Origin of the sequence: Streptomyces radicis, from assembly GCF_003626575.1 — a bacterium.
Lineage (GTDB): Bacteria > Actinomycetota > Actinomycetes > Streptomycetales > Streptomycetaceae > Streptomyces > Streptomyces radicis.
This window is the reverse complement of record NZ_RBDY01000003.1, coordinates 361,528-379,122: the sequence shown is the minus strand read 5'-3', so window position 1 is coordinate 379,122 and position 17,595 is coordinate 361,528. Positions and strand designations below refer to the sequence as shown.

The 17,595-nt window shown below is 73.9% G+C and carries 18 protein-coding genes; 11 read left to right on the top strand and 7 right to left on the bottom strand.

Annotated features, from left to right (window positions below; all coding sequences use genetic code 11):
* Position 1: 1 nt before the first annotated feature.
* Entirely contained in the window at positions 2-910 is a 909-nt protein-coding gene (locus D7318_RS07320; protein WP_120696031.1) for a ribonuclease Z, read from the top strand.
* 25 nt (positions 911-935) lie between these two features.
* On the opposite strand, the gene D7318_RS07315 is transcribed toward D7318_RS07320, so the two are convergent.
* On the bottom strand, positions 936-2,222 hold the full coding sequence (locus D7318_RS07315) for a 6-phospho-beta-glucosidase (protein ID WP_120696111.1): 1,287 nt from the start codon (positions 2,220-2,222) through the stop codon (positions 936-938).
* 51 nt (positions 2,223-2,273) lie between these two features.
* Between D7318_RS07315 and D7318_RS07310 the strand changes: the two genes are divergently transcribed.
* From D7318_RS07310 to era, 8 genes are all read left to right on the top strand, one after another.
* Positions 2,274-3,362, top strand: a complete 1,089-nt coding sequence (locus tag D7318_RS07310) for a PfkB family carbohydrate kinase (RefSeq protein ID WP_120696030.1) — start codon at positions 2,274-2,276, stop codon at positions 3,360-3,362.
* Entirely contained in the window at positions 3,311-4,075 is a 765-nt protein-coding gene (locus D7318_RS07305) for a YoaK family protein (RefSeq protein ID WP_230423473.1), read from the top strand. The genes D7318_RS07310 and D7318_RS07305 overlap by 52 nt, the downstream gene beginning before the upstream one ends.
* A 92-nt stretch (positions 4,076-4,167) precedes the next feature.
* The gene (locus D7318_RS07300; protein ID WP_120696029.1) at positions 4,168-5,211 is read left to right on the top strand and encodes a PhoH family protein; all 1,044 of its coding nucleotides are present in this window, start codon (positions 4,168-4,170) and stop codon (positions 5,209-5,211) included.
* Positions 5,212-5,223: 12 nt separating this feature from the next.
* Positions 5,224-5,721 (top strand): rRNA maturation RNase YbeY, encoded by a 498-nt coding sequence (gene ybeY, locus D7318_RS07295; RefSeq protein ID WP_120696028.1) that lies wholly within the window; start codon positions 5,224-5,226, stop codon positions 5,719-5,721.
* Positions 5,718-7,010 (top strand): hemolysin family protein, encoded by a 1,293-nt coding sequence (locus D7318_RS07290; protein ID WP_120696027.1) that lies wholly within the window; start codon positions 5,718-5,720, stop codon positions 7,008-7,010. The genes ybeY and D7318_RS07290 overlap by 4 nt, the downstream gene beginning before the upstream one ends.
* Positions 7,011-7,608: 598 nt before the next feature.
* A complete protein-coding gene (locus tag D7318_RS07285) occupies positions 7,609-8,322 on the top strand; it encodes a hypothetical protein (protein WP_147437636.1) in 714 nt (237 codons plus the stop codon).
* A 33-nt stretch (positions 8,323-8,355) separates the two neighbouring features.
* Entirely contained in the window at positions 8,356-8,721 is a 366-nt protein-coding gene (locus tag D7318_RS07280; protein WP_120696025.1) for a cytidine deaminase, read from the top strand.
* A complete protein-coding gene (gene era, locus D7318_RS07275; protein ID WP_120696024.1) occupies positions 8,718-9,662 on the top strand; it encodes a GTPase Era in 945 nt (314 codons plus the stop codon). Before D7318_RS07280 ends, era begins: the two co-directional genes overlap by 4 nt.
* Before the next feature lie 37 nt (positions 9,663-9,699).
* On the opposite strand, the gene D7318_RS07270 is transcribed toward era, so the two are convergent.
* The 3 genes from D7318_RS07270 to D7318_RS07260 all read right to left on the bottom strand — a co-directional run bounded on the left by D7318_RS07270 (position 9,700) and on the right by D7318_RS07260 (position 13,579).
* Positions 9,700-10,353 carry a TerB family tellurite resistance protein gene (locus D7318_RS07270; RefSeq protein WP_230423472.1) on the bottom strand — a complete coding sequence of 218 codons (654 nt, stop codon included), beginning with the start codon at positions 10,351-10,353 and terminating at the stop codon, positions 9,700-9,702.
* A gap of 113 nt (positions 10,354-10,466) precedes the next feature.
* A complete protein-coding gene (gene leuA, locus D7318_RS07265; RefSeq protein WP_120696022.1) occupies positions 10,467-12,197 on the bottom strand; it encodes a 2-isopropylmalate synthase in 1,731 nt (576 codons plus the stop codon).
* Between the two features lie 170 nt (positions 12,198-12,367).
* Positions 12,368-13,579 (bottom strand): PP2C family protein-serine/threonine phosphatase, encoded by a 1,212-nt coding sequence (locus D7318_RS07260; RefSeq protein WP_120696021.1) that lies wholly within the window; start codon positions 13,577-13,579, stop codon positions 12,368-12,370.
* Between the two features lie 124 nt (positions 13,580-13,703).
* Between D7318_RS07260 and recO the strand changes: the two genes are divergently transcribed.
* Together recO and D7318_RS07250 are read left to right on the top strand one after the other, a co-directional pair.
* Positions 13,704-14,453 (top strand): DNA repair protein RecO, encoded by a 750-nt coding sequence (recO, locus tag D7318_RS07255; protein ID WP_120696109.1) that lies wholly within the window; start codon positions 13,704-13,706, stop codon positions 14,451-14,453.
* A gap of 47 nt (positions 14,454-14,500) precedes the next feature.
* On the top strand, positions 14,501-15,349 hold the full coding sequence (locus tag D7318_RS07250; protein ID WP_120696020.1) for an isoprenyl transferase: 849 nt from the start codon (positions 14,501-14,503) through the stop codon (positions 15,347-15,349).
* Here the strand turns inward: D7318_RS07250 and D7318_RS07245 are convergent.
* The 3 genes from D7318_RS07245 to D7318_RS07235 all read right to left on the bottom strand — a co-directional run bounded on the left by D7318_RS07245 (position 15,346) and on the right by D7318_RS07235 (position 17,526).
* Positions 15,346-15,768 (bottom strand): Fur family transcriptional regulator, encoded by a 423-nt coding sequence (locus tag D7318_RS07245; RefSeq protein ID WP_120696019.1) that lies wholly within the window; start codon positions 15,766-15,768, stop codon positions 15,346-15,348. The two genes, D7318_RS07250 and D7318_RS07245, sit on opposite strands and share 4 nt — an antisense overlap.
* Positions 15,769-15,850: 82 nt before the next feature.
* Positions 15,851-16,771 carry a metal ABC transporter permease gene (locus D7318_RS07240; protein ID WP_120696018.1) on the bottom strand — a complete coding sequence of 307 codons (921 nt, stop codon included), beginning with the start codon at positions 16,769-16,771 and terminating at the stop codon, positions 15,851-15,853.
* The gene (locus D7318_RS07235; RefSeq protein WP_120696017.1) at positions 16,771-17,526 is read right to left on the bottom strand and encodes a metal ABC transporter ATP-binding protein; all 756 of its coding nucleotides are present in this window, start codon (positions 17,524-17,526) and stop codon (positions 16,771-16,773) included. Before D7318_RS07235 ends, D7318_RS07240 begins: the two co-directional genes overlap by 1 nt.
* Positions 17,527-17,595: the final 69 nt, after the last annotated feature.

Sequence of the window (17,595 nt, the reverse complement as noted above, 5' to 3'; positions counted from 1 at the left end):
GGTGCCCGCGCGTGAGCTCGTGGTGCTCGGCACCGCGAGCCAGGTGCCGACCCGGCTGCGCAACCACAACGGCTATGTCCTGCGCTGGGACTCCGACGCGATCCTGTTCGACCCCGGCGAGGGGACGCAGCGGCAGCTGCTGCACGCCGGGGTCACCGCGCACCAGCTGACCCGGATCTGCGTCACCCACTTCCACGGCGACCACTCACTCGGGCTCGCCGGGGTGCTCCAGCGCATCAGCCTCGACCGCGTGCCGCACCCCGTGCCCGTGCACTACCCGGCCACCGGGCAGGCGTACTTCGACCGGCTGCGGCACGCCACCGCGTACCACGAGACGGCGCGGATCGAGCCGAGCCCCGTGGCGGGCGAGGGGGGCGCGTTGGCGCGGACGGAGGGCTACACGCTCCACGCGCGCGCCCTGTCGCACCCCGTCGACTCCTTCGGGTACCGGCTGGCCGAGCACGCGGGCCGCACGATGCTCCCCGAGCGCCTCGCGGCGCGCGGCATCGGCGGCCCCGACGTCGGGCGGCTGCTGCGGGAGGGCTCGCTGCGCGGCGTGGCCCTCGACGAGGTCAGCGTCGAACGCCGGGGCCAGCGCTTCGCGTTCATCATGGACACGCGGCTGTGCGACGGGGTCCACGAGCTGGCCGACGGATGCGACCTGCTGGTCATCGAGTCCACCTTCCTGGACCGCGACGCGCGCCTCGCCGAGGAGTACGGCCATCTCACCGCCGCGCAGGCCGCGCGCGTCGCCGCGGGGGCCGGGGTGCGGCACCTGGTGCTGACGCACTTCTCGCAGCGGTACCAGGACCCCGCGGCGTTCGAGGACGAGGCGCGCGCCGCCGGCTTCACCGGCGCCCTCACGGTGGCCGATGACCTGGAACGCGTCCCCGTCCCACCCCGCGCCTGAGGCGGACCCGCCAGGAGGCCCCCGCTCAGAGCGGCGGGAACGCCACCGCCGCGAGGATCCTGGAGGCCGTGTCCGCCGAGCCCACCAGGGGGTGCAGCGCCAGGGCGCGCAGGGCCGCGGGGCGCGAGCGCCTCACCGCCGCCTCGATCGTGGCGCGTTCGGCCGCCTTCACCTGGAGCATCAGGCCCAGCTCCGCCATGCCGGGGGACAGGCACGGCACCGGGTGGGCGCCGTTGGCGTCGACCTCGCACACCGTCTCGACGATCGCGTCATGGGGCAGGGCGGGACAGGCGTCGCCGTTGCGGACGTTGAGGATCAGCCGCGTGCGGCGGTCCTCGGCGATGGCGTGCATCAGGGCCAGCGCGACGCGTTCGTAGCCGCCGCCCTCCAGGTCCCACGGGTCGCGGTCCCCGCCGCCGTAGGTCTCCTCGCGCTCCCGCCGCGCGCGCTCCCACAGCGCGCCCGCGCTCCCGGGGTCGCGGGCCGCGGCGGCGAAGAACGTGCCCTGCCGACGGTCGAGGAACTCCCCGCGCGTCTCGTCCGCCTCCCGCGCGGCCCTGAGCGTCTCGGGCGCGCGGTAGTAGTACTGGAGGTACTCGTTGGGCAGCGCGCCGAGCGCCCTGAGCAGCTCGCCGCCGAAGAGGCGCCCCTCGTCGAACGACGCGAGCGCCGCGTCGTCGGCGAGCAGCCCGGGCAGCAGGTCACGGCCCCGGTGGGTCAACGAGCGCAGCCAGCCCAGGTGGTTGAGGCCCAGATAGCCGTACCGCACGTCCTCGGGGTCCACGCCCGCCGCCCGCGCCGCGCGCCGCACCAGGCCCACGGGGGAGTCGCAGATGCCGATGACCCGGTGGCCCAGCTCGGCGGCCATCGCCTCGGTCACCAGACCCGCGGGGTTGGTGAAGTTGATCAGCCACGCGTCGGGGGCGAGCGCCCGCACGCGGGCCGCGATCCGCAGCGCCACCGGCACCGTGCGCAGCCCGTAGAGCACGCCGCCCGCGCCCACCGTCTCCTGCCCGAGCACGCCCTCGGCGAGCGGCACCCGCTCGTCGCGCACCCGGCCCGCCGTGCCGCCCACCCGGATCGCGCTGAACACGAAGTCCGCGCCGCGCACCGCCTCGTCGAGCGACGGCGCGATCCGCACCGCGGGCGCGTCGCGGCGCCCTGCCGCCATCCCCGCGAGCACGTCCCCGATCACCCGCACCCTGGCCCCGTCCGGGTCGAACAGCGTGACCTCGCTCCCAGGCGTTGTCAGTAGCGCCCGGTATACCAGGGGGACACGGAACCCGCCGCCGCCGATGATCGTGAGCCTCATGAGGCGGAACGTACCGTAGGAAGGGACCGCCGCCATGACCGGGAGCACCTCGTGACCACGGAGAACGTCGACCCACTCGCCGGGGTGCGCGCGCCCGGGGATCCCCCGTGCGACGTGTATCTGACCGGCACGGTCTTCCTCGACATCATCTTCACGGGGCTCGACTCCGCGCCCGTGCGCGGCACCGAGTCATGGGCGCGCGGGATGGGGTCGAGCCCGGGCGGCGTCGCCAACATGGCCACCGCCCTCGCCAGGCTCGGCCTGCGCACCAGCCTCGCGGCGGCGTTCGGCGACGACCACTACGGCGAGTACTGCTGGGAGACGCTCGAGCGCGGCGAGGGCATCGACCTGTCCCGCTCCCGCACGGTCCCCGGCTGGCACTCGCCGGTCACCGTCTCCCTGGCCTACGACGGGGAGCGGACCATGATCTCGCACGGCCACGAGGCGCCCGTCTCGGCGGCGAGCCCCGAGCCGCCGCGCGCCCGCTCGTGCGTCGCCTCGCTCAGCCCTGGCCAGCCCCAGGAGTGGATCGGCGCCGCGGCCCGCGCGGGCAGCCTCGTCCTCGCGGACACCGGCTGGGACGACACGGGGCGCTGGGACCTGGCGGCGCTGCCCGACCTGGAGCACTGCGCGGCGTTCCTGCCCAACGCCACGGAGGCCATGCGCTACACCCGCGCCGACTCCCCGCGCGCGGCGGCCCACGCGCTCACCCGCACGGTGCCGCTCGCGGTGGTGACCATGGGCGCGGACGGCGCGTACGCCGTGGACGGCGGCACGGGGGAGACGGCCGAGGTGCCCGCGATCGTGGTGGAGGCGCTCGACACCACGGGCGCGGGCGACGTCTTCGTCGCGGGCTTCCTGACCGGGACGCTCGCGGGCTGGCCGCTGGCCGACCGGCTGGCGCTCGCGGGGCTCACGGCGGCGCTCTCGGTCCAGGAGTTCGGCGGCTCCCTTTCCGCGCCCGGCTGGGGCGAGATCGCGGCGTGGTGGCAGCGGGTGCGGCAGCTCACCCCGGAGAGCGGGCCGCTCGGGCAGGCCCTGGAGCGGTACGCGTTCCTGCGCGACGTGCTGCCCGAGGACCCCAGGCCGTGGCCGCGCCGCAGGGCGGTGCCGACCCTCGGCTTCCGCACCCCCACCTGACGATGCCAGGCCAAGGCCAGGGCTCGCCGCTCGTCCTGCTGATGGTGCTGACCTTCGCCGCTGGCATGGTCGACGCGGTCAGCTTCCTGTCACTCGGCGGCGTCTTCGCCGGGAACATGACGGGGAATCTGATCATCCTCGGCGCCGCCGTGCCCGGCACCGGGAGCCTGCCGGTGCTCGGGCCCGCCGTGGTGCTGGCCGCATTCGCGGCGGGCGCGGCGCTCGGCGGGCTCGCGCTGCGGTCGGCGCCGCCGAAGGTCTGGGCGGGCCGCCACACCGCGCTGCTCTGCGCCGTGGTGGCGCTGGTGGCGGGGTCGGCGCCCGCGCTCTTCGCCGTCGACCACCCGGACGAGGCGGGGGCGTTGCTCGTCTCGGGCGCGTTGGCGCTCGCCCTGGGCGGGCAGGCGGCGACCGCGCGCCACCTCGCCGTCCGCGACGTGCCCACGGTCGTGGTCACCTCCACGTTCACCGGGCTGATGGCCGACGGGCCCGGTCAGCCGTGGGTCAGGCGGGCGGTCGTGCTGGCGACGATGGGGGCGGGCGCGGCGGCCGGGGCGGGCCTGATCAGGCTCGGCGCGGCCTGGGCGCTGCTGGCCGCGGCGGCGATCGCGCTGGCCGTCGCGGTGGTCGGCCAGGGCGCCGCGCGCGGCCGCTCCGACACCGCTCGGCACGTTGTCAAGAGCACGACGAACAGGGTCGATCGCGCTGGGTAATTTCCTGTGGCTCTGTCGGATCCGCGGCGTACCCTGGGATCCACGGATACCCCAGCGCAGAGAGGGATGAGCAGGTCCGCAGTGGGCCGCCCATGACACAGACACCCACACACCAGCCAGCGGCCCGCGCCGAGGCGACCGCCCGGTTCACCGTGCCGGCCAAGCACCCCATGGTCACGGTGCTGGGCTCCGGGGACTCCCTGCTGCGCGTCATCGAGCGGGCCTTCCCCGGCACCGACATCCATGTCCGGGGGAACGAGATCAGCGCCACCGGCGAGGAGGACGATGTCCGCCTGGTCCAGCGCCTGTTCGACGAGATGATGCTGGTCCTGCGGACCGGGCAGCCGCTGAGCGAGGACGCCGTGGAGCGGTCGATCGGCATGCTGCGCGGCGAGGAGGGCTCGGGCGCGAGCCCCGCCCAGGTCCTGACGCAGAACATCCTGTCGAACCGAGGGAAGACCATCCGCCCCAAGACGCTCAACCAGAAGCGTTACGTGGACGCGATCGACACCCACACGATCGTCTTCGGCATCGGCCCCGCAGGCACCGGCAAGACCTATCTGGCGATGGCCAAGGCCGTGCAGGCGCTCCAGTCGAAGCAGGTCAACCGGATCATCCTCACCCGGCCCGCCGTCGAGGCGGGGGAGCGGCTCGGCTTCCTGCCGGGGACGCTCTACGAGAAGATCGACCCGTATCTGCGCCCCCTCTACGACGCGCTGCACGACATGCTCGACCCCGACTCGATCCCGCGGCTGCTCAGCGCGGGCACGATCGAGGTCGCGCCGCTCGCGTACATGCGCGGCCGGACGCTGAACGACGCGTTCATCATCCTGGACGAGGCCCAGAACACGAACCCCGAGCAGATGAAGATGTTCCTCACCCGCCTGGGGTTCGAGTCCAAGATCGTGATCACGGGCGACGTGACCCAGGTCGACCTCCCCGGCAGCACCAAGAGCGGCCTGCGCCAGGTCCAGGAGATCCTCGACGGCGTCGATGACGTGCACTTCTCGCGCCTCACCAGCCAGGACGTGGTCCGCCACAAGCTGGTCGGCCGCATCGTGGACGCCTACGACCGCTTCGACGTGCGGACCAGCGAACGCACCGGTGACCGCGGCGGCGATCGGAACGGGAAGTAGCCTCTCCTCATCATGGCGATCGAGGTCAACAACGAATCCGGCCTGGAGATCGACGAACGGGCCATCCTCGACATCGCGCGCTACGCCCTGACCCGGATGCGGATCCATCCGCTCTCCGAGCTTTCGGTGATCGCGGTGGACGAGGCGGCGATGGAGCAGCTCCACCTCCAGTGGATGGAGCTGCCCGGACCCACCGATGTGATGTCGTTCCCGATGGACGAGCTGCGGCCGCCCTCGCGGGACGACGAGGAGCCGGTCCAGGGCCTGCTCGGGGATGTCGTGCTCTGCCCCGAGGTGGCCCGCCGGCAGGGGGAGGCGGCCCCCACGGGCCACTCCATGGACACCGAGCTCCAGCTGCTCACCGTGCACGGGGTGCTGCACCTGCTCGGGTACGACCACGAGGAGACGGCCGAGAAGGCAGAGATGTTCGGGCTCCAGAAGGCCATCGTGGACGGCTGGCGCGCCGAGCGCGGCCTGCCGGGTCCGTCCCCCGCCCCCACCACCACATGACCGCCACCCTGCTCGTCTCCGTCATCGGGCTGCTGATCGTGGCCTGGCTCTCCTCGTGCGCGGAGGCGGCGCTCGCGGTGATCACGGGGTTCCGCGCGGAGGAGGCGCAGCGCAACGGGCGGCGCGGCGCGGAGCGGCTCGCGCTCGTGGCCGCCGACCCGGCCCGCTACCTGAACCTCGCGCTCCTGCTGCGCGTCGCCGGGGAGATGGCGGCGGCGGTGCTCGTGGCGTACGCGTTGCTCCAGGAGTTCGACGAGGTGTGGCAGGCGCTGGCCGCGGCGTTCGGCGTGATGCTGCTGCTGTCGTTCGTCGCCGTCGGCGTCTCGCCGCGCACGATCGGCCGCCAGCACCCGCTCAACACGGTCACGGCGGCGTCCTACGTCCTGATCCCGCTGGCGCGCGTGCTCGGCCCGCTGATCCAGGCGTTGATCATCCTGGGCAACGCCCTGACGCCGGGCAAGGGGTTCCGCAGGGGCCCCTTCGCGTCCGAGGCGGAGCTGCGGGCCATGGTGGACCTCGCGGAGCGCGAGTCGCTGATCGAGGACGAGGAACGCCGCATGGTGCACTCCGTCTTCGAGCTCGGCGACACCCTGGTGCGCGAGGTGATGGTGCCGCGCACCGACCTGGTCTCGCTCGACCGCCACAAGACGCTGCGGCAGGGCCTCTCGCTCGCGCTGCGCTCCGGCTTCTCGCGGATCCCGGTGACGGGGGAGAGCGACGACGACATCGTCGGCATCGTCTACCTCAAGGACCTGGCGCGGAAGGTGCACATCAGCCGCGAGGCCGAGTCCGAGCTGGTCGAGACGGTGATGCGGCCCGCGGCGTTCGTGCCCGACACGAAGAACGCGGGGGATCTGCTGCGCGAGATGCAGCGCAGCCGGACGCATGTCGCGGTCGTCATCGACGAGTACGGCGGCACGGCGGGCCTGGTGACGATCGAGGACATCCTGGAGGAGATCGTCGGCGAGATCACCGACGAGTACGACGTGGAGCTGCCGCCCGTGGAGTCGGTCGGCGACGGCGCCTACCGCGTGACGTCGCGTCTCGACCTGGGGCAGCTCGGGCAGTTGTACGGGCTGCGCCTCGAGGACGAGGACGTGGAAACGGTGGGCGGCCTGCTGGCCAAGGCGCTGGGGCGGGTGCCGATCGCCGGGGCGGTGGCCGAGGTGGACGTCTCGGCCGAGCAGGGCGGAACGGGCCTGTCCGCGCTGCGCCTGACGGCGGAGTCGCCCGCGGGGCGGCGCAACAGGATTGACCGGGTGCTTGTCGAGCCGGTGCGGCTCGAGTGAGGGCGCCTCCGGCGGGGTGCGACGCGCCGCCTCCGGCGGCGAGGGCCGCTGCGCGGCGGGCGGTCCGGCGGGCCACCGGTGTGGGGTGGTGGCCGCTGTGCGGCACGTTCGCCGCTGAGCGGCGGGGTGCCGGTGGTCGGTGGTGGAGTCGCGCCCTGGCGGGCGCACCTCGGTCTGAGCGGTGGGGCCTCGGTGCCTCGCCGTCTCCGGTGGGTGCCCGGCGATGGGCCGGTGTGGGCTGACCGGTGTGCGGTGGCGCAGGGTCCGCCGCGCGGCGACTCGGCTGCCGCCTGGCAGTGGTGGTCCGTTCGCATGGCTGCGGCGGGGTGGGACGCGCCGCCTCCGGCGGCCAGGGCCGCCGCGCGGCGGGGTCTCTGCCGCTTCGTCGCGTGCCGCGGCTGACGGCCCTCGTACGGCGTTCGGCCGCCGCCTCCGGGGCACCGGCCCGCCCCGGCGGGAGGCCCGACAACGGCGGCCCGGCTCCATGGCCGACGTCACCGTTCCGCCGCCGGAGGCACCCGCTGCCCGCAGGGTGTTTCTCACTCGAATGGGGCTCACGTGGTGGCCGTACGGGCGTTCGGCTGGCGCCATGGGAGGCATGGACACGCACCTTCGGACAGCCGTGGTCGCGGGGATCGCCATGCTGAGCCTGGCGTTGGCGCCCGGGCGGCCCCTCGCCTCCGACGCGCTCAGTGAGCAGCAGCTCCGCGAGGCCCTGCTCGACGCCGTCGACTTTCCCGCCGGGTGGGCCAGTGACAGCGAGCGGTCCGCCGCCAGGCGCGGGTTCGGCGTGCCGGACCCGAGTGAGTCCCGCTGCCGTGAGTTGTTCGACACCGACGCCAAGACCGCCGCGCGGGCCGGGTTCGCGCGGACGCGCAGCGGGCCGTTCGTCACCACCGTCGCCGCGGCGCACCGTGACACCGATCGGGCGCGGCGGTCGTTGGACGCGCTGCGCGACGCCGTGGACGGCGCGTGCCGGACGTTCCACGCCACCGAGGGCGGCGGGGAGCGCGTGGCCTATGACGCCGAGCGCCTGGACGCCGCGTCCGTCGGCGAGTTGGGCGAGGAGGCGCTGGCCGTCAGGTTCCAGCGGCGGGTCGAGGGGGAGTCGGCCACGGCGCCGGTCGTCGCCGACGTCGTGATCGCCCGTGTCGGCGCGCACACCGTGCGGGTCGCCCAGGCGGGCCGCGACGACTCGGGCTCGGGCGACATCGTGGCGTTCGCCGAGCGCGCCGTGGAGAAGCTCGAGGAGGTCGCCGCGGGCCGCACGGCCGTGCCCCGCCCCGATCAGCCCGGCACCACGGACCTGTGAGGCGCTGTCCCGGCAGGGCCTAAGCTCGGAGCCATGACTGAGGCCGTTGACCCGACCGGGCCCCTCGATCCCGAGGACAAGAAGATCATCACCCTGGCCCGAGGCGCGCGGGCCCGCAACGGCGTCGCCGAGGGGGCCGCGGTGCGGGACACCACGGGGCGGACCTATGCGGCGACCACGGTGGCGCTCGACTCGTTGCGGCTGAGCGCCCTGCGCCTCGCCGTCGCGATGGCGGTCGCCGGCGGCGCCGAAGGTCTCGAGGCCGCCGCCGTCGTCACCGAGGCGGGCACGCTGCCCGACGACGACCTGGCGGCGGTGCTCGACCTGGGCGGGGCGGGCGTTCCCGTGCTGCTGGCTGGCCCCGACGGCGTCCTCCGTGCGACGATCGCGGCCTCATGAGCATCCCCGCCTCCTCCTCCGCCCCCGCCGGGCACCGCTCCGGCTTCGCGTGCTTCGTCGGTCGCCCCAACGCGGGCAAGTCCACGCTGACCAACGCCCTGGTCGGCACCAAGGTCGCGATCACCTCCAACCGCCCGCAGACCACGCGGCACACCGTGCGCGGCATCGTGCACCGCCCCGAAGCGCAGCTCGTGCTCGTGGACACCCCGGGGCTGCACAAGCCCCGCACGCTGCTGGGCCAGCGGCTCAACGACGTGGTGCGCGCGACGTGGGCCGAGGTCGACGCGATCGGCTTCTGCCTCCCGGCGAACGAGAAGGTCGGCCCGGGCGACCGCTTCATCGCGGGCGAGCTCGCGCAGATCCGCCGCACCCCCAAGGTCGCGGTGGTCACCAAGACCGACCTGGCCGAACGGGACGCGCTCGCCGAGCAGTTGATCGCCGTGGACCGCCTCGGCAAGGAGGCGGGGTTCGAGTGGGCCGAGATCGTGCCCGTCTCGGCCGTCTCGGGCGCCCAGGTCGAGCTGCTCGCGGACCTGCTGGTGCCGCTGCTGCCCGAGGGGCCGCCGCTCTACCCCGAGGGCGACCTCACGGACGAGCCCGAGCAGGTCATGGTGGCCGAGCTGATCAGGGAGGCCGCGCTCGAAGGGGTGCGGGACGAGCTGCCGCACTCGATCGCCGTCGTGGTCGAGGAGATGCTGCCGCGCGAGGACCGCCCGGCCGACCGTCCGCTGCTCGACATCCACGCGAACCTCTTCATCGAACGCCCCAGCCAGAAGGGCATCGTCATCGGGCCCAAGGGCGCGCGCCTGAAGCACGTCGGCAGCACCGCGCGCCGCCAGATCGAGGCCCTGCTCGGCACCCCGGTCTTCCTCGACCTGCATGTGAAGGTCGCCAAGGACTGGCAGCGCGACCCCAAGCAGCTGCGGCGCCTGGGCTTCTGAACGCGCCAAGGGCGAGCGGCGGGGCGCGTCGGGGCCATTACGCCGAGAGCGCCGTCGCCAGCAGCCGTTCGGTGTCCGACGGGGACAGGCGCAGCGCCTCGCCGACCGCCGTCAGCATGGTGCGTTCCGTGGCGTGGTAGGGGCCGTCGGCCAGGGCGATGCGCGCGCCGTGCAGCAGCAGCGCCTCGCGGCCCGGCGAGGCCAGGTGCGGGGTCAGCTCCGAGAGCGTCGCCCTGACCTCGCGGTCGAGCAGCGGGAGGCTCTCCGCGCCGAGCGCGGCCTGGAGCGTCAGCAGGCGCTCCTCGGTGCACTCGGGGAAGCCCGCCGCGCGGATCGACTCCACGGCCGCCCGCCGCGCGGCCGTCCCCGCCGTCCCCCTCGTGCTCATGCCGCCGCCCGCCGCGAGCAGTGCCAGAGCTATCGTGTGGACGCCGTCGCGCAGCAGCGCGGAGAGCCGGGTCGTGGTGGGCCGGTCCAGGGCGGTGAGCGGGAAGCGGCCGCGGCACGAGACGCACTCGACGACGGGCTCGGCCGTGCCGCGCGGCAGCACCGGCACGCCGAGGACGGTCAGCCTGCGCCGCCCTGCGAGCCGCCGGTAGCAGCGGTCGCCGCCGCAGGCGGCGCAGAAGAAATCACCGTCGTCCACCACGCGCCAGGCCGTGCGGACGCCCGCCAATCGGGGATGCACCACGCCGTACCTCCGTAACCCGCCGGCCACTCTGCCGTGGGCGTGATGTTAGCCACAGGCGGGCGTCCGCGTCAGTAGTGCGTCGGCACCAAGCGCGCCCGGCGCCGGGACAGCGCCTAGCGCGACGCCCTGTTGACCGCGGAGACCACGGCCTTGAGCGAGGCGCGCACGATGTTCGCGTCGATGCCGACGCCCCACAGCACCCGGTCCCCGATGGCGCACTCGATGTACGCGGCGGCCTGCGACCCCGCGCCCTCGCTCATCGTGTGCTCGACGTAGTCGAGCAGCCGGATCTCGTCCCCGACGACCCCCGCGGTGGCCAGCGCGTCGAAGAACGCCGCGAGCGGCCCGTTCCCCGTGCCGGTCAGCGTGGTCTCGGCGCCGTCGACCACGACCGCCACCGTGAGCGCGTCCTGACCCTCGCTCGTCGTCGAGGCCTGCGCCTCGCGCAGCGCCACCCGGCCCCAGCCCGAGCCGGGCGCCGGAAGGTACTCGTCGGTGAAGATGTCCCACATGAGCGCCGGGGTGACCTCGCCGCCCTCGGCGTCCGTCTTCTCCTGGATGATCCGCGAGAACTCCACCTGCATGCGGCGCGGCAGGTCCAGCTTGTGGTCGTTCTTGAGGACATAGGCGACGCCGCCCTTGCCCGACTGGGAGTTGACCCGGATCACGGCCTCGTAGGAACGGCCCACGTCCTTGGGGTCGATCGGCAGATACGGCACGTCCCACACGTCGCCCGGCTCCTCGGCCATCGCCTCGAAGCCCTTCTTGATCGCGTCCTGGTGCGAGCCCGAGAAGGCGGTGTAGACGAGGTCGCCCACGTAAGGGTGGCGCGGGTGGACCTCCATCTGGTTGCAGTACTCCCACGTGCGGCGGATCTCGTCGATCTCGGAGAAGTCGATCTGCGGGTCCACGCCCTGCGAGAAGAGGTTCATGCCCAGGGTCACCAGGTCGACGTTCCCGGTGCGCTCGCCCTGCCCGAACAGGCAGCCCTCGATCCGGTCGGCGCCCGCCATCAGCGCGAGCTCGGCGGCGGCGACGGCGGTGCCGCGGTCGTTGTGCGGGTGGACGGACAGGCACACGTGCTCGCGGCGCGACAGGTGGCGGCCCATCCACTCGAAGCGGTCGGCGTGCGTGGAGGGCGTGGAGCGTTCGACCGTGGCGGGCAGGTTGAGGATGATCTCGCGGCCCTCGTCCGGCTGCCACACGTCCATGACGCCCTCGCAGACCTCGAGGGCGAAGTCCAGCTCGGTGTCGGTGAAGATCTCGGGGCTGTACTGGTACCCGAGGACCGTCCGGTCGTCCAGCAGCTTCTCGGCGTACTTCATCACCAGCCGGGTGCCGTCCACCGCGATCCGCTTGACGTCGTCGCGGGTCCCGCGGAAGACGACGCGGCGGAACGTGGGGGCGGTGGCGTTGTACAGGTGGACGGTGGCGTGGTGGGCGCCCGCGAGCGACTCGACGGTGCGCTCGATCAGCTCCTCGCGCGCCTGCGTCAGCACCGAGATGGTGACGTCGTCGGGGATGGCGCCCTCCTCGATGATGGAGCGCACGAAGTCGAAGTCGGTCTGTCCCGAGGACGGGAAGCCGACCTCGATCTCCTTGTAGCCCATGCGCACCAGCAGGTCGAACATCGCGCGCTTGCGGGCCGGGGACATCGGGTCGATCAGGGCTTGGTTGCCGTCGCGCAGGTCCGTGGAGAGCCAGCGGGGGGCGGCGGTGACGCGCTTGCTCGGCCAGGTGCGGTCGGGCAGGTCGACGGCCTCGAACGGGCGGTACTTGTGGATCGGCATCCCGGAGGGCCGCTGGCGTACGGAGGCGGCGGTCAACGGGGTCGGCTTGCTCATGAGGGGCGAATCTCCCGGGCGGACGGACGTGGGGGCCGACGGCAGCGCCGCACTCCGCGGGGAGGGGGTCGGCCTGACTACAGACCCTCGCCGCGGCGGCTAAGGAGAAGGATCCCGAAACGCATCGCCTGACCAGGGTAATCCCCCGGGCGCCATGCGCCTCGGCCGTATCAGCATCCGAGACGGGAGGGCACCCCCGGCGGCGGCTCGGGGAACGCGTAGGCCGTGACGCTCCCCCTCCCCTCGCGCTTCTCCTCCCCCTCCTTCTCCGGCGGCGTCCTGCGGACCGCCAGGATCGCCGTGTCGTCGGCCAGGCGCCGCCTGGTGTGGTCGAGCACCGCCCGGCTGACCCGGTCCACCACGGTGTCGGGCGCGGTGTCGTCGTCTTCCTCGAGCCGGTCGGTCAGCGGCAGGAAAGCGCCCGACCGGTCGCGCGCCTCCGTCACCCCGTCCGAGAACAGCAGCAGCGTCTCCCCCCGCCCGAACGGCACCCGCCGCGTCGGCGGCCACCCCGCCCACCTCCGCCCCTCCACCCTGGCCACCAGGTCGACCATGCCGAGCGGCGCCCCCTCGCCCTCGGGCAGCGGCCGCACCCGCTCCGTGCCGCCGAGGGCGAGCGGCCCCGGGTGCCCGAAGTTGACCAGCTCGATCCAGCCGGTGTCCGCGGGCGGGAACGACACCAGCACCGCCGTCGTGAAGCGCGCGTCGGGCTGGCCGAGCGCGGCGATGTAGTAGTTGTGCCGCCGCATCCTGGTCTCGAGGCGCCACGCCACCGACGCCAGGTCCCGCTCGTAGTACGCGGCCTCCCTGAACGCGCTCAGCAGCGCCGCCGCCGCGTCCACCGCGGACGTCCCCTTGCCCTGTACGTCGCCGAGCAGCACGCGCGTGCCGTGCGGCGACGGCTGGATGTCGAAGAAGTCGCCGCCCACCCGGGCCGCGCTGTCCGCCGCCAGGTACACGCTGGCCGACTCGAGGCCCCCCGCCCCCCGCGGGATCGGGCGCAGCACCGCGAGCCGGGTCGCGTCGGCGGCGTTCTCCACGCGCACCAGCAGATCGCGGGCGCGGCGGCGCAGCCACGCGGCGAGCACGGCGAGCAACCCGCCCGCCACCACGAGCCAGAAGTCGACCGCGCCGCGGTGGTAGCGGTACTCGTGGGCCTGGTCGAGGATCGCGAAGAGGGCGGCGGCGCCCGCCGCGAACAGGGCCGTGGCCACCACCCCGCACAGCGCCGCCGCGATACCCGGCACCAGCACGATCCAGGTGACGATCCTGAGATCGCCCGAGGTCTGCGTGTCCACGGCCGCGATGGTGACGAGCAGCCCGGTCGGCAGCAGCAGGGCCAGGTTCAGGCGGCCGACCCGCAGCCCGGGCTCGCCCGACATGACCCAGCGGCGCCACCGTCTGCGACTTGGCGTCACCGAGGGGTCCACCCCTCCACCTTCCTGGAGCCGCCCCCGCCGCGCCCGGCGGGGGTCGGCCGAACGGGGCATGGGCCAGAATGGCCGCATGACCCTGTTCCGCGACGACGGCATCGTGCTGCGCACCCAGAAGCTCGGGGAGGCGGACCGGATCATCACGCTGCTGACCAGGGCCCATGGGCGGGTGCGGGCGGTGGCGCGCGGGGTGCGGCGCACGAAGTCGCGGTTCGGCGCGCGCCTCGAGCCGTTCTCGCACGTGGACGTGCAGTTCTTCGCGCGGGGCAGCGGGCTCGTCGGGCGCGGGCTGCCGCTGTGCACGCAGACCGAGACGATCGCGCCGTACGGGCGGCACATCGTCGACGACTACGCGCGGTACACCGCGGGCACCGCGATGCTGGAGACCGCGGAGCGCTTCACCGACCACGAGGGCGAGCCGAACGTCCAGCAGTACCTCCTGCTCGTGGGCGGGCTGCGGACGCTGGCCGCCGGGGCGCACGCGCCGGGGCTCGTGCTCGACGCGTTCCTGCTGCGTTCGCTCGCGGTCGGCGGGTACGCGCCGACCTTCGTCGACTGCGCGAAGTGCGGGCTCCCTGGGCCGAACCGCTTCTTCTCGGTGGCCGCGGGGGGTTCGGTGTGCGGCGACTGCCGCGTTCCCGGCAGCGTGGTGCCCTCGCCCGGGGCGCTGCGGCTGCTCGGCGCGCTGCTCGCGGGCGACTGGGCGACGGCCGACGGGGCCGAGGCCCGGCATGTGCGCGAGGGCAGCGGGCTCGTCTCGGCGTATCTGCACTGGCATCTCGAACGGGGGCTGCGGTCCCTGCGGTTCGTCGAGAAGGGCTGAGAGGGATACCCTCGGCGGCAGGACAGCACCTACTCCTGGAGTTCGCCATGGCCCGCCGTGGAATCCTCGCGTCCCGGCCGCGTCGCGAGTACCGCGCCCCCGACCCGCACCCCTCGGGCGCGCGACCGCCCAAGCTCCCCGGCGAGTTGATCCCCCGCCATGTCGCGATCGTGATGGACGGGAACGGCCGTTGGGCCAAGCAGCGAGGGCTCCCTCGCACCGAGGGGCACAAGGTCGGCGAGGGCGTCGTCCTCGAAGTGGTCAAGGGCTGCATCGAGATGGGCGTGCGGAACCTCTCGCTCTACGCCTTCTCCACGGAGAACTGGAAGCGTTCGCCCGACGAGGTCCGCTTCCTCATGGGCTTCAACCGCGACGTGATCGACCGGCGCACCGACGAGTTGGACGCCATGGGCGTGCGGGTGCGCTGGGCCGGGCGCGAGCCGCGCCTGTGGAAGTCGGTGATCCGCAAGCTCCAGGTGGCCGAGGAGCGCACGCGGGACAACGACGTGATGACGCTCTACATGTGCCTCAACTACGGGGGCCGCGCGGAGATCGCGGACGCGGCCGCGCGCCTGGCGGAGGACGTGCGGGCCGGGCGGATATCGCCGGACAAGGTCGACGAGCGGACGTTCGCGCGGTATCTGTACCACGCCGACATGCCGGACGTGGACCTCTTCCTGCGCCCGTCGGGCGAGCAGCGCACGTCCAACTACCTGATCTGGCAGAGCGCTTACGCCGAGATGGTCTACCAGGACGTGCTGTGGCCCGACTTCGACCGGCGCAACCTGTGGGACGCCTGCGTCGAGTACGCCTCCCGCGACCGCCGCTTCGGCGGCGCCCTCCCCAACGAGATCGCGGGCGCCCTCCCCGACGAAGTCCCGGACGACGGGCGTTAGCCTTCCTCGGCCCTGTGGGCGCAGTCGCCGCACGTGCCGAAGATCTCCACGGTGTGGTCCACGTCCACGAACCCGTGCTCGGCGGCGATCGCGTCCGCCCACTTCTCGACCGCGGGCCCCGCGACCTCCACCGCCTTGCCGCACGAGCGGCACACCAGGTGGTGGTGGTGCTCCTCGGTGCTGCACCGGCGGTAGACGGCCTCGCCGTCGTTGGTGCGCAGGACGTCCACCTCGCCCGCGTCGGCGAGCGACTGGAGGGTGCGGTAGACGGTGGTGAGCCCGACCGAGTCGCCGCGGTGCTTGAGCATGTCGTGCAGCTCCTGCGCGCTGCGGAACTCGTCCACCTCGGCCAGCGCGGCCGCGACCGCCGCGCGCTGGCGCGTCGACCGGCCGCGTACCGACGGTTCTGCCGTCCCCACGGAGAGCCTCCCGAGCGTCGTTCGTTCCTGCCTCGTCTGCTCGGCCAGGGTAGCCCCTTTCGGCATCGGTTTCGGGCGCCCGTCAGGGGCGGGCCGTGAGCGCGGGGTCAGGGTCGCTCCCGGCGTCGGGGGGCGAGCCGGGGGGCGAGCCGGGGGGCGTGCCCGGGGTGGCGGCCCGCGCGCGCCGGGTCCGCAGCCTGGCCAGCGGCACGGCGAGCAGGGCCGCGAGGACGAAGACGCCGATCGCCAGGAGCACGATGGTGGCCCCGGGCGGCACGTCCTGGTAGTACGACGTGGCGGTGCCGGAGACGGAGACCAGCACGCCGATCGTCAGGGCCGCGGCCAGCGTCGTCGCGAAGCCGCGGGTGACCTGCTGGGCGGCCACCACGGGGATCACCATCAGGGCGCTGACCAGCAGCAGGCCGACCACGCGCATCGCGACGGTGACGGTGGCGGCCGCGGTGACGGCCAGCAGGAGGTTGAGCGCCCGCACCGGCAGGCCCGTCACCCGGGCGAACTCCTCGTCCTGGCACACCGCGAACAGCTGCCTGCGCAGCCCAAGCGCCACCAGCACCACGAACGCCGAGAGCAGCGTGATCGCCGTGATGTCGTCGGGCGAGACGGTGGTCACCGAGCCCCACAGATAGCTGGTGAGGTTGGCCGTCGAGCCGCCGGGCGCCAGGTTGATGATCATGACGCCGCCCGCCATGCCGCCGTAGAACAGCATGGCCAGCGCGATGTCGCCGCGCGCACGCCCCGAGGCGCGCAACAGCTCCATCCCCACCGCGCCGAGCGCCGAGACGGCGACGGCCGTCCAGACGGGGCTGCTCTCGAACAGGAAGCCGAGGGCCACGCCCGTCAACGCGACATGCCCGATGCCGTCGCCCATGAGCGCCTGCCGCCGCTGCACGAGGTAGATGCCGACGGCCGGGGCGGCCACGCCGATCAACAGGGCGGCCAGCAGGGCCCGTTGCATGAAGGGGTAGTCGAGCAGCTCGAACATCACAGGATCCCCGTCCTGAGCGGCGACTCGGCCGACGGCTCCGCGGCGTCGGCCGGATGGCATGAGGGGCTCTCGGGGAGCCCCGCCGGGTGCTCGACGGTGCGCTCCACCCGGCCGTGGGCCAGCACGACGGCCCGGTCGATCAACGGCTGGAGCGGGCCCGTCTCGTGCAGCACGAGCAGCACCGCGACCCCGTCGGCGACCAGCGTCCGCAGCGTCCCCGCGAGCACGCGCTGGCTGGCCAGGTCGACGCCCGCGAGCGGCTCGTCCATGATCAACACCTCGGGCTCGGCCGTCAGCGCGCGGGCGATCAGCACGCGCTGGTGCTGGCCGCCCGAGAGCGCGTCCACCGCGTCGTTCGCCCGGTCGGCCAGGCCCACCAGGTCGAGGGCCAGGTCCACGGCGGCCCGGTCGGCGCGGCGCAGCGGGCGCAGGCCGCGGCGGGCCAGGCGCCCGGCCGCGACGACCTCGCGCACGGTGGCGGGCACGCCGCTCGCGGCGGTCGAGCGCTGCGGCACATAGCCGACCCTGGCCCAGTCGCGGAACCGCCGGACCGGGGTGCCGAACAGCGTCAACGTCCCCGCGCTGACCGGCACCTGCCCCACGGCGGCGCGCACGGCGGTGGACTTGCCCGAGCCGTTGGCGCCGAGCAGCGCGACCACCTCGCCCGGGTGCACGGCCAGGTCGACGCCGTGCAGGACGCGCTGCCCGCCGAGCTCGGCGGAGACCCCGGTCAGGGATATCACGGGCTCCATGGGGACCTCTTCCGTTTCGTCGTGCCTCGTGCCTCGTGCCTCGTGCCGCTGTCGCGGGTGCCGCGGGTG